This window comes from Streptomyces sp. NPDC102278 (assembly GCF_044766345.1).
In the GTDB taxonomy this organism is placed as follows: Bacteria; Actinomycetota; Actinomycetes; order Streptomycetales; family Streptomycetaceae; genus Streptomyces.
On the sequence record NZ_JBIWLV010000007.1, the window covers coordinates 242,303 to 254,346 of the forward strand.

General features: G+C 72.3%; 9 protein-coding genes. 5 read left to right on the forward strand and 4 right to left on the reverse strand.

The features are described 5' to 3' along the window. Window position 1 precedes the first annotated feature (1 nt). Window positions 2–865, reverse strand: coding sequence for a GntR family transcriptional regulator (locus ACIRO3_RS19605; protein ID WP_365999784.1), 864 nt, complete (start codon window positions 863–865; stop codon window positions 2–4). Window positions 866–1,091: 226 nt separating this feature from the next. Between ACIRO3_RS19605 and ACIRO3_RS19610 the strand changes: the two genes are divergently transcribed. Further along, window positions 1,092–2,663: a beta-N-acetylhexosaminidase gene (locus tag ACIRO3_RS19610; RefSeq protein WP_404138254.1), complete on the forward strand. Its 1,572-nt coding sequence runs from the start codon at window positions 1,092–1,094 to the stop codon at window positions 2,661–2,663. Continuing rightward, a complete protein-coding gene (locus tag ACIRO3_RS19615; RefSeq protein ID WP_404138257.1) occupies window positions 2,615–4,048 on the forward strand; it encodes a cellulose binding domain-containing protein in 1,434 nt (477 codons plus the stop codon). Before ACIRO3_RS19610 ends, ACIRO3_RS19615 begins: the two co-directional genes overlap by 49 nt. Window positions 4,049–4,142: 94 nt before the next feature. Here ACIRO3_RS19615 and ACIRO3_RS19620 read toward each other — a convergent pair whose 3' ends face one another. Continuing rightward, window positions 4,143–4,502: a helix-turn-helix domain-containing protein gene (locus ACIRO3_RS19620; RefSeq protein WP_361786606.1), complete on the reverse strand. Its 360-nt coding sequence runs from the start codon at window positions 4,500–4,502 to the stop codon at window positions 4,143–4,145. A gap of 146 nt (window positions 4,503–4,648) precedes the next feature. Between ACIRO3_RS19620 and ACIRO3_RS19625 the strand changes: the two genes are divergently transcribed. Continuing rightward, entirely contained in the window at window positions 4,649–5,590 is a 942-nt protein-coding gene (locus ACIRO3_RS19625; protein WP_404138260.1) for a SigB/SigF/SigG family RNA polymerase sigma factor, read from the forward strand. Window positions 5,591–5,652: 62 nt separating this feature from the next. Here ACIRO3_RS19625 and ACIRO3_RS19630 read toward each other — a convergent pair whose 3' ends face one another. Then, a complete protein-coding gene (locus tag ACIRO3_RS19630) occupies window positions 5,653–6,261 on the reverse strand; it encodes a VanZ family protein (RefSeq protein WP_404138263.1) in 609 nt (202 codons plus the stop codon). Window positions 6,262–6,525: 264 nt separating this feature from the next. On the opposite strand from ACIRO3_RS19630, the gene ACIRO3_RS19635 reads away from it, so the two are divergent. Both ACIRO3_RS19635 and ACIRO3_RS19640 read left to right on the forward strand, forming a co-directional pair. Then, window positions 6,526–7,587: a glycine betaine/L-proline ABC transporter ATP-binding protein gene (locus tag ACIRO3_RS19635; RefSeq protein WP_361786598.1), complete on the forward strand. Its 1,062-nt coding sequence runs from the start codon at window positions 6,526–6,528 to the stop codon at window positions 7,585–7,587. After that, window positions 7,587–9,383 (forward strand): ABC transporter permease/substrate binding protein, encoded by a 1,797-nt coding sequence (locus ACIRO3_RS19640; protein ID WP_404138266.1) that lies wholly within the window; start codon window positions 7,587–7,589, stop codon window positions 9,381–9,383. Before ACIRO3_RS19635 ends, ACIRO3_RS19640 begins: the two co-directional genes overlap by 1 nt. Window positions 9,384–9,489: 106 nt before the next feature. On the opposite strand, the gene ACIRO3_RS19645 is transcribed toward ACIRO3_RS19640, so the two are convergent. After that, window positions 9,490–11,721: an MMPL family transporter gene (locus ACIRO3_RS19645; RefSeq protein ID WP_404138269.1), complete on the reverse strand. Its 2,232-nt coding sequence runs from the start codon at window positions 11,719–11,721 to the stop codon at window positions 9,490–9,492. Between the last annotated feature and the right edge of the window lie 323 nt (window positions 11,722–12,044).

The following is a 12,044-nucleotide window of genomic DNA, read 5'->3' on the forward strand; positions in this document are numbered from 1 at the left end:
GTCAGGTGCCGGTGTGGACGTCGCCGCTGGTCGTGGAGGTGATGACCTCACGCCGTCCGAGGTCGCCCGGCGGGATGCCCGGGTGGTGACCGGGCGGGCGGCTGCCCGGGGGAACCCCCAGGGCCAGTCGGGAGACGATCCGGTAGCGGTCGCCCCGGTAGACGGAGTGCACGTACTCCACGGGGCGACCGGTGGAGTCGGTGGTGAGCCGCTCGATGAGCAGGGCCGGCGAGAGCAACGGGACGTCCAACAGGCGGGCCTCGGCCTCGTTCACCACCGTCGGCTCGATCGACTGCCGTGCCTCGTGGACGAACACCCCGTGCCGGTCGCGCAGGTGCTCGTAGAGGTCCCCGGCCTCCAGTTCCGCCGGGGACAGGGCCGGCACCAGATCGGCCGGGATGTGCAGGTGCTCGATCGCCATGGGAGCGCCGTCCACCAGCCGCAGCCGGGCGATGTACAGCAGCTGCTCGCCGGGGGAGACCCGCAGCCGGCGGCCGGTGCGGGCGCCCGCCCGGACGGTGGCGTGCTCCAGGACCCTGCTCGACCAGTGGCCCGCCGCCCGGCCCACGGCGAACGCCGACTCGTCCGGGGTCAGCTCCTGGGTGATCTTGGCCGGGGCCACGAACATCCCGCGGCCGTGCTCCCGGACGAGCGCGCCCGTCGCCACGAGTTCGTCCACGGCCGCGCGCAGGGTGGGGCGCGACACCTCAAGGGCCGCGCACAGGGTGCGTTCCGAAGGGATCGCGTCCCCGGGGCGACGCGTGTCGATCAGCCCCAGCAGGTGCTCGCGGACCCGCTCCCGTTTGAGCACCGAGCGGGTGGCCGGCACCCGGGCCGCTGCCGAGGCAGAGGGTTTGCGCTCCATCACCCGGTCCCTTCCGCTGAGTCCATCTGGCCAACTGGTCATATGCATCTAAGCATTCGGTGGCCGGATCCGCGAGGGTCGGTCACCGGGTTCCCCGTGGCTCGGGGTTGACGAGCCGCAGGGGTCGTGTCACCTTCGAGCCACTCGGTTAACCAATTGGTCAGTTGGTCAACTCGACTGCGCTCAGGTCGAGTTCCAACACCGATCAGGTGAGGACTCCCACGCCGTGCCCGACCACCGCACCGACCTCGCGCTCGTCCCCCGCCCCGACTCCGTCGTCACGCTGCCCGGCCGCTTCGTCCTCGACCGGCACACCGGCCTGCGCGCCGGTCCCGGCGCCGAGGACGCCGCCGACCTGCTGCGCGAACTGCTCGCCCCCGCCACCGGACTCCCTCTCGCCCCGCGCCCCGACGGCCGCCTCACCCTGCGCCTCGACCCGGCCGCCGACGACGGGGACGAGGGCTACCGCCTCACCGTCACCACCGACGGCGTCCTGCTGGGCGCCGCCCGCCCCGAGGGGCTGCTGCGGGGGGTGCAGACCCTGCGACAACTGCTGCCTCCCGAAGCGCTGGGCGAGCCGGCCCGGCGGCGCACCGACTGGCCGCTGCCCTGCGTACGGATCACCGACCGGCCCCGCTTCGCCTGGCGCGGGGCCATGCTCGACGTCGCCCGCCACTTCCAGACCGTGTCGTACGTACGCCGCTTCGTGGACCTGCTGGCCCTGCACAAACTGAACGTCCTGCACCTCCACCTCACGGACGACCAGGGCTGGCGGCTGCCGGTCGCGGCCTACCCCCGACTCACCGCCGTCGGTGGACGGCGCGAGGAGAGCGCGGGGAACGGCACCCCGCACGAAGGCGCCTACGACCGCGACGAACTCACCGCCCTGGTCACCCACGCCGCCCGACGCGGGGTGACGATCGTCCCCGAGATCGAGATGCCCGGCCACGCCCGGGCCGCCCTCGCCGCCTACCCGCACCTGGGCAACCGGCCCGGCACCCCGCTCGCGCCGTGGACCCGCTGGGGCGTCTGCGAGAACGTGCTGGGCGTCCACGACGAGGTGCTCGACTTCTGCCGGACCGTCCTCGACGAGGTCGGCGAGATCTTCCCCGGGCCCTACGTCCACCTCGGCGGCGACGAGTGCCCGAGCGTCGAATGGCAACGGTCGGCCGCGGCCCGCGCCCGCGCCGCGACCGAGGGACTCCCCGGACCGGCCGCCCTGCACCGCTGGTTCATGCGCGCCGTCTCCACCCACCTCCTCTCCCTGGGCCGACGCCCCCTCGGCTGGACCGAGACCGGCACCGACCTCCCCACCCCCTTCACCGTCATGGCCTGGCTCGACCCGGAGCACGGCAGGGCCGCCGCGCTCCGCGGCCACGACGTGATCATGACCCCGTTCCGCTCCACCTACCTCGACCACCCTCAGAGCGCCGACCCCGCCGAACCCTGCGGCCAGGACGGGGTGGTCACCCTGCGCGACGTCTACGAGAACGACCCAACCCCCGCCCACTGGGAACCGGAGGCCGTCCGCCGAGTCCTGGGCACCCAGGCGCAACTGTGGACCGAGTACGCGCCCACCCCCGACCGGCTCGAATACCAGGCCTTCCCCCGCCTGTGCGCCCTGGCCGACACGGCCTGGTCCGGACACCGCGACTGGCACGACTTCCGGCGCCGGCTCGACCGGCACCAGACCCGCCTCGACGCCCACGGCGTACGCGGCCGATCCCCCCACCCCGAGAGGAACGCATCATGCGAACCACGAAGCGACGTACGGCCGTTGCCCTCGCCCTCGCACTGACCTCAGGCCTCGGCGCGGCGGCCCTGACCGCACTGCCCGCGAACGCCGCGGCCGGCTCGGTCAAGGTCGAGTACCGCACCAGCGCGAGCGGAGCCACCGCCGACCAGGTCGAGCCCTGGTTCAAGGTGATCAACAACGGCTCCGAGGCGGTCCCCCTCGACCAGGTGACCCTGCGCTACTACTTCAAGTCCGACGGGGCGAACACCCAGTACCGGTACGCCTGTTCATGGGCGGTCAAGGGGTGCGCGAACATCACCGGCACCTTCGGCACCCTGGCGACCCCCACCGCCGACGCCGACCGCTACCTGGAGATCACCTTCACCGCCGGCGCCGGATCCCTCGCCCCGGGCACCGACACCGGAGACATGCAGCTGCGCTTCCACCGCGCCGACTGGCAGACCCTCGACCAGGCCGACGACTACTCCTTCGGCGCCGGCCGCACCACCTACGGGGACTGGGCCAAGGTCACCGCCCGGCTCGGCGCCACCACGGTCTGGGGCACCGCGCCGGGAGGCAACACCCCGGACCCGCAACCGACCCCCACCCCCACGCCGAACCCGACCGACCCGGGGCCCGCCGGCGCCACCCTCTTCGACGACTTCGCCTACGCGTCCCACACCGACCCGGCGCTCTCCGCGCACGGCTGGAACGTGCGCTCCAACCCCGGCGGTCCCGGGGTCCCGGGCGCCGGCTGGGCGCCCGAGAACGTCACCTTCGGCATCGAGGGCGGCAACTCCCTGATGAACCTGGAGACCTCGACGGCCGGCACGGGCGAGAGCACCCGGCAGGCCGAGATCCTCACCAAGGCGACCAAGTTCAAGAACGGCACGTACGCGGCCCGGGTCAGGTTCGCCGACGTGCCCCGGTACGGGCCGGACGGCGATCACCTCGTCCAGACCTTCTTCACCATCAACGACCTCAAGGCCCCGATGGCCGACGACTACGCCGAGTACGACTTCGAGTACCTGCCCAACGGCGGCTGGGGCGAGCCCGCGAACATCCTCTACACCACGTCCTGGGAGACCTACCGCCCCGACCCGTGGGAGGCCGTGAACCAGCACACCGAGTCGCGCGCCGGTCACGCCGGCTGGCACGACCTGGTGCTGACCGTCGACGACCGGAAGATCGTGTACTACATCGACGGTCGGGAGTTCGGCACGCACGACGCCCGCTACCTGCCCGAGCGACCCATGTCGATCAACTTCAACCAGTGGCTGATCGACCTGAACGGGCAGACCGCAACCGCGCCGCGCGCGTACGACCAGAAGGTGGACTACGTCCTGCACGTCAAGGACCAGGTACTGAGCCCGGCCCAGGTGACGGCCCGGGTCAACACCTTCCGGGCGGCCGGCACCACCTACCGGGACACCGTCCCGAACGGCTGAGGGGCGGACGCGGCGGCGCCCCGGGGCGCCGCCGCGACCGCGTGTGACTCATCCCACCCCGGCCGCAGGTGGCGCGGCTTCGGCCGAAGAGCGCTCACTCGGCGCGCGAACGGTCCGCGGGAAGCCCTTCGGGGGCGGCGGCGGGGGCGGCGGTCGCGGCGGGGGCGCCGGTGAGGAGCGCGAGGAGACCGGCCACCTGTACGCCCGCCTCCGCGGGGTGCCGGAAGACGGCGCCCGCGGAGATCTCGTACCGATTGCGACGTCCGTCACGTACGCGCTGGAGATATCCGTCGGCCTCCAGGTCGGTGACGATCGTCTGCACGGTGCGCTCGGTGAGTCCGCAGGTGGCGGCCACGTCACGGAGGCGCACGGCGGGGTCCCGGGCGATGGTCACGAGCACGCGTGCGTGGTTCGTGAGGAAAGTCCAATTGTGTCGCTGAGACGCGGTCCCCATATGCTCATGATGCGTCACCTGATTCAGGTGATGCAATACGTGAAAGCGATTTCCTGTAATTCTTGACGTAAGAGCCGAAGAGGTCCAGCATCTACGGCAGTCAAGGTCACGCGCCGCAAGCCGACCAGCCCAAGGAGCGAACCCCCATGCCGGTCCCTGCCCCGTCCTCCCATGTCGCCGACACCGACACCGACACCGACATCGCCGCCGTCCCCCGGCCCCGCCGGAGCACCGCCGCAGGTCTGCCGCGGATCGACGACCCCCGGGAGATGGCCCCCGCGGACGCCCGCGAACTGTCGCGGGTCTTCTTCAAGCGCCTCCGCGAGCTCTCCGAGGGCACCCCGGAGTACCAGTACGTCCGCAACACGCTGATCGAGATGAACGCCTCACTCGTCCAGTACGCCGTCCGCCGCTTCCGCACCCGCGGCGAGGGCGGCGACATGGAGGACATCGTCCAGGTCGGCACCATCGGCCTGATCAAGGCCATCGACCGGTTCGACCCGAGCCGCGAGAACGAGTTCTCCACCCTCGCCATGCCGTACATCACCGGCGAGATCAAGCGGCACTTCCGTGACACGAGCTGGGCCGTCCACGTGCCGCGCCGGCTCCAGGAGCTGCGCATCGACATCGCGAAGGCCAAGGAGGAGCTGACCGTCCGCCTGGACCGCTCCCCGACCGTCGCCGACCTGGCCGAGCACCTCGACCTCAGCGCCGACGAGGTCGTCGAGGGCCTGGTGGCCGCCAACGGCCATACCTCCGGCTCGCTCGACGCCCCGCACACCGAGCACAGCGACGGCCCGACCGAGGGCCACACCCTCGCCGACGTCATGGGCGAGGACGAGCCGGCCATGGAACTCGTCGAGGACATCCAGACCCTGGCCCCGCTCCTCGAACAGCTCACGGACCGTGAGCGCCGGATGCTCCAGATGCGCTTCGGCGAGGAGCTGACCCAGGCCCAGATCGGCGCCGCGCTCGGCATCTCCCAGATGCAGGTCTCGCGCCTGCTGACGCGACTCCTGGCCCACCTGCGTGCCTCCATGCTCGCCGAGCCGGAGCACGCCGAGGGCTCGGCCGCGCACGCCGCCTGACCTTCGGCCCGGCGCACCACCCGACCCCCCGGCCCGGCCCGCGTCGCGCGGCCAGGGCCGCCTCACCCGGCCGCACCCCCCTCGCTCTCGGGGTGCCGCCGGGTGAAGCGGTGCCACCAGTGCGTACGCCGCGGATGCACGACCTCGCCCTCGGGGTGCCGCCGGGTGAAGCGGTGCCACCAGTGCGTACGCCGCGGATGCACGGCCCGTCCGAGCCGTCGCCCCAGCAGCAGGTAGCCGAGCAGGGCGCCCGTCGTGTTCAGGATCACGTCGTCCACGTCGAAGGCCCGCCCCGTGACCAGGGCCCCCTGGACGAGTTCGACGAGGGTCATCACGACCGTCGTGCACAGTACGACCCGCGCGAGCCCGCGGACCTGCGGCACCAGCACCGGCAGCAGAATCCCGAACGGCACCCCCAGCAACAGGTTCCCGCCGATCTGACGCGCGGCCTCCCGCGCCGTGCCGTTGTCCAGATAGGCACGGATCGACTGGCCCGGGTGGATGTTGCTGTACGTCAGGGCCTCCGACGCGGGGGAAGGCTCCAACGTCAGCCGGGCGAGCACCACGCTGAAGGCCACCGTCGCCCCCAGCGCGGCCACCATCGCGACCGCCCGCAACGCCGGGTGCGCTCCCGTCCCGGGTACCGGATTCCTGTGCCGTATCGGATTCATGGGCACCGTATGCCCAGCCGTTTCGGCCCGACCCCTGGTAACCCCGACCGTTCGTCGACCGCCTCGCGGAGCCGGGAGACGGCCGACGCGCGTGAGGTGGATCACCTTGGCGTTTGCGGTGGTCGGGGGAGGGCACCCGGGCTCCTGGAACGGAACCTTCCGCTTGCCGCGACGCGGCGCGCGCGAGGGCGGGCGGATCCCGCATCGCTCCACGGCCGCCGGCCCCATCGGCGCGCCGTACCCGTCACGACCCGCGAGGTGTATGTGTCCACGCTCCAAGCCGAGCACGTCTACAAGGTGTTCGGCAGACACCCCGATGGAGCCGCCGACGCCGTCCGCGCCCTCGAACGGGGCGCCGACCGCGACGAGCTGCGCGCCGACGGAACGACGGCCGCCGTGATCGACGCCTCCTTCAGCGTCGAACCCGGCCAGATCTTCGTCGTCATGGGGCTGTCCGGATCCGGCAAGTCCACCCTGCTGCGCATGCTGAACGGACTGCTGGAACCCACCTCGGGACGCATCCTCTTCGACGGCGAGGACCTCACCGCGCTCACCGCGCGCGAGCTGCGCCGCGTCCGCTCCACCAAGATCAGCATGGTGTTCCAGCACTTCGCGCTGTTCCCCCACCGCGACGTCCTGGCGAACGCCGCGTACGGACTGGAGGTCCAGGGCGTCCCCCGGGCCGAGCGCGAACGGCGCGCCGCGGAGGCGCTGGAGCTGTGCGGGCTCGGCGGTTGGGAGAACTCCTGGCCCGACGAGCTGTCCGGCGGCATGCAGCAGCGCGTGGGCCTCGCCCGCGCCCTGGCCACCGACGCCGACCTGCTGCTGATGGACGAGTCCTTCAGCGCCCTCGACCCGCTGATCCGCCGCGACATGCAGGACCAGCTGCTCGAACTCCAGCGGCGCCTGAAGAAGACCATCGTCTTCATCACCCACGACCTCAACGAGGCGATGCGCCTCGGCGACGGCATCGCCGTCATGCGCGACGGCCGGATCGTCCAGCTGGGCACCGCCGAGGACATCCTGATGCGACCGGCCGACGACTACGTGGCCTCCTTCATCCAGGACGTCGACCGCTCGCGCGTCCTGACGGCCGACGCCGTCATGGACGTGCCGCTCGCGGACGTCGACGTCTGCGCCTGCCCGACGGTCGACACCGACACCCCGCTCGCCGAACTGTGCGCCGTCAGCGCCCGGGTCCCGCACCCGGTCGCCGTCACCGACAAGGAGGGCGCCGTGGTCGGCTCCGTGCCGCAAGACCGTCTCATCGCCTTCATAGGCGACGAACAACGGCCCCCCATGCGGTGCGCGGAGGTGGCGGCCTGATGCCCCGCCTGCACCTCGGCGCCTGGGTCGACAGCGGTGTCGACTTCCTCCAGCGCCACCTGTCCTGGTTGTTCGACGCCATCAGCACGGTGGTCACCGGGCTCTACGACGGCATCGACACCGTCCTGAACGCCCCCGCGCCCCTGCTGTTCGCCGGCATCCTCGCCGTCGCCGCCTGGTGGCTGCGCGGCCTGCTCGCCGCGCTCCTGGCCTTCGTGGGCTTCGCGCTGGTCGACTCCGTCGGCCTGTGGTCCGAAGCCATGTCCACGCTCTCCCTCGTGCTGGTGGCCACCCTGGTCACCCTGGTCTTCGCGGTCCCGCTGGGCATCTGGGCCTCCCGCTCCGACCGGGTCAGCGCCGTCCTGCGGCCCGTCCTTGACTTCATGCAGACCATGCCGGCCATGGTCTACCTGATCCCCGGCATCATCTTCTTCGGCGTGGGCGTGGTCCCCGGCATCATCGCCACGATCATCTTCTCGCTGCCGCCCGGCGTCAGGATGACCGAACTCGGCATCCGACAGGTCGACGGCGAACTGGTCGAGGCCGCCGACGCCTTCGGGACCACCCCGCGCGACACCCTCGTACGGGTCCAGCTCCCGCTGGCCCTGCCCACCATCATGGCCGGCATCAACCAGGTCATCATGCTCGGCCTGTCCATGGTCGTCATCGCCGGCATGGTCGGCGGCGGCGGACTCGGCGGAGCCGTCTACCGCGCCATCGGCAACGTCGACATCGGCCTCGGCTTCGAGGCCGGCATCTCCATCGTCATCCTCGCCATGTACCTGGACCGGATGACCGGCGCCCTCGGCCGCCAGGTCTCCCCGCTCGGCCGGCGCGCCCTGGCCAAGACCCAGGCCGCCGCACGCGGCGCCGCCAAGCTGTGGAACCACCGGCCCCAGCCCGCGTACGCGGTCACCGGGGCCGTGGTCCTCGCCCTCGTCGCGGGTGGCCTCGGCGCCTTCGGCGGATCCGACCAGCCGAAGACCACGGCGAGCGGCGCCGAGAACGTCGGCAAGGGTCGCAAGATCAACCTCGGCTACATCCCGTGGGACGAGGGCATCGCCTCCACCTTCCTGTGGAAGGAACTGCTGGAGCGGCGCGGATTCGAGGTCGACACCCGCCAGCTGGAGGCCGGCGCGCTCTACACCGGCCTGGCCGGTGGGCAGATCGACTTCCAGACCGACTCCTGGCTGCCCGTCACCCACGCGAAGTACTGGGAGAAGTACGGGAACAAGCTGGAGGACCTCGGCTCCTGGTACGGCCCGACCTCGCTGGAGCTGGCCGTCCCCTCGTACATGAAGGACGTGCGCTCGCTCGCCGACCTCAAGGGCAAGTCCGGACAGTTCAAGGGCCGGATCATCGGCATCGAGCCGAGCGCCGGCGAGATGTCGATCCTCAAGGACAAGGTCCTCGGGGAGTACGGCCTCGACGGTGAGTACAAGGTCGTCGACGGCTCCACCCCGGGCATGCTCGCCGAGCTGAAGCGGGCCTACGAGAAGAAGGAGCCCGTCGCGGTCGTCCTGTGGTCCCCGCACTGGGCCTACTCCTCGTACGAGCTCACCAAGCTGGAGGACCCCAAGGGGGCCTGGGGCAAGGGCGACGGCATCCACACCCTGGCCCGCAAGGGCTTCGGCTCGGACGAGCCCGAGGTCGCCAAGTGGCTGCGCTCCTTCAAGCTCACCGAGGAGCAGCTGACCGGCCTGGAGGCCAAGATCCAGGGGGCCGGCAAGGGCAAGGAACAGCAGGCGGTCCGCACCTGGCTGGCCGATCACCCGGAGATCGACAAACTGGCCTGAGCACCGCGAGGCGCCGGCGCGCGCAGGAGACCGTACGTTCCTCCGCGCGCCGGCGCCTTCGCGTGTCCGGCCAGGGTTCGGTCGGGCCGACCCGGTGGTTCGGCTTTCAGCCGACCCGGCTCCGCGGTTCGTTCGACCCGACCCGTCGTTCAGCCGGCGCCGGCGCCGGCGCCGGTTCGGCCCGGACCGCCGCTCCGCGCGGCCGCAGCGGCCACCAGATGCTCCGCCCCAGCAGCGCCGCCAGCGCCGGGACCAGCGCGATCGACAGGATGAAAGCCGAGAGCAGGATCCCGAGCGCCGTCGCGAAACCGATCTGCCGGGTCGCCGACCCGGGGCCGACGGCCAGGCTGCCGAACGAGGCGGCCAGTACCAGGCCCGCCGTCGCGATCGCCGGAGCCGTGTGCCGCACCGCCCGGGCCACCGCCGCGCGGGCCGGACCGGGGCGCTCCATCTCCTCCCGGATCCGGTCGGCGATCAGGATGTTGTAGTCGGTCCCCAGCGCGACCACGAACAGGAACAGCACCAGCGGCAGCGTGAAGTCCACCCCGGTGCGGCCCAGACCGTGTTGGAAGACCAACGCCGAGGCGCCCAGGGTGGCGGCGAAGCCCAACCCCACGGAGAGCATCAGGACGGCCGGGGCGAGCAGGCTCCGCAGCAACACCAGCAGGATCAGCGCGATCAGCGCCGCCGCCACCGGGAAGACCACCCTCAGGTCCTCGTCCACGGCCTCGGAGATGTCCGCGAACACCGCCGCGGTCCCGCCGACGTGCGCCTCGGTACCGGCCGGTCGGTGCGCGGCCACCGTGTCCCGGATCGGCCCGGAGACCAGGTCGCGGACCTCCGGCCGACGCGGATCGGCGGTGGGGAACAGGTCCACCCGAGCCGCCTTCCGGTCCTCGCTCAGCACGATCGGGGCCACCTGGCCCACTCCGTCGACCGCGCGGAGGGCCTCGACGAGCCCACCGAGCCGCTCCGGGCTCAACACGCCCCCGTCGGAGGCGGTGACGTACACGCCGGTGGGGTCGGACACCCCGGCCGGCAGCGCGCCGGCGATCTCCGCGGCCGTTTCCGTCGCGGCCGTGCGCTCCCCGTCGCCGCCGCCCTGCCCGTAGTCCATCCGCATCCCCGCCAGCCCCGCGGTCAGCGCCCCCAACAGGGCCACCGAGGCGAACACCACCCTCAGGGGCCGCCCGGCCACCAGGTCACCCATCCGCGCGGCCGCACCCTCGCGGGGCCGGCCCTTCAGCCCCCGGGAGGGCCAGAACATCCTGCGGCCGGTGACGGCGAGGATCGCCGGCATCAGGGTCAGGCTGCCGACCAGCATCACCAGCACGGCCACGGCGATCGCCGGCCCCAGAACCCGGAACTGGCCGAACGTGGCCACCCCGAGCGTGGAGAACGCCGCCACGATGGTCAGCGCCGCCGAGGTGATCGCCGTGCCCACCCGGCCCGCGACCTCCCGCGCCGCGACCCGACCGGACTGCTCCGGCCGGTCGCGCAACTGCTCGCGGAAGCGGAACAGCAGGAAGAGGAAGTAGTCGATGCCGATGCCCACCAGGACCACGTTGATCAGTTGGGGTGTGGACGGGTCGAGGTCGATGCCGGCCAGCACGGCCGAGCCGACCACTGCGCCCGCCGCCGCGCCCCCGATCACGCTCACCGCGAGCAGCGGGAGCAGCGCGGCGAGGAAGCTGCGGAAGACCAGGACGTGCAGCAGCACGATCACCAGGAGCATCACGATGCCCACGACGGTCGTCCGGGTCTTGCCCGCGTCCGCGGAGTCCACGGTGTCGGCCAGTCCGCCGGTGAACCCGGTCCGCAGCCCCGCCTCCGCGAACTCGGCCCGTGCCTGCTCCCGGAAGGCGCGGTACAGGTCCTGCATCCCGGGATCCGTGGGGTTGCCGGTCAACTCCACGGACAGCAGTCGAAAGCCGCGATCGGGCGCCGTCATCGCCGCTCCGACCACGGGCCGTTGGGAGTGGTCCCGCGCGAACGGCAACGCGTCCTCGGACCGGGGCATCACGACCGGGCGCCGGGTCAGCTTCGCCGCCCCGGCGTCGATGTGCCGCTCGTCGTCGGCGGTCAGCGGTTCCCCGTCGGAGCGGGCCACCAACACGGTCGAGGGGTTGGCGTCGGGCCTGGCCCCGAAGTGCCGCTCGGCGACCCGCAACGCGGCGGCCGAGTCGTACCCGGCCGGCAGGAAGGCGCCCGACGAGGCCTGGGTGGCGCGGAAGACGAGCGCCTGCCCCAGCAGGGTCAGGGCGATGCCCAGCACCGCCCACAGCGCGATCACCTTCCATGGACTTCGGGTGGCGTAGCCGGTCAGGGCGCGGATCACTTGGTCCTCCGTAACGGGAGCCGACACCGGGGTTCCCCGGCTGCTTCCAGCCCATCACCGGACGGGGCCCGAAACGTCGGTGCGCGGGATGAGCCCGCACCCGGGACCGGGGTCCGCGGCCGGCGCCCGGACCAGGACCGGGGTCCCGGTCGGGGATCCACCTCCGGGCCCGGGCCCCCGCGGTTGGCCCGATGGGAGAATGGATCACGCACGTCACCCGGGGCGCACCGGTACGGACCGGCGCGATCGGCGACGAGGGGGGACCGGTCGGCATGCGCACGCGTCGAAGGGGCGGCCCGCGCGATCCAGACGGCCCGCGCGAT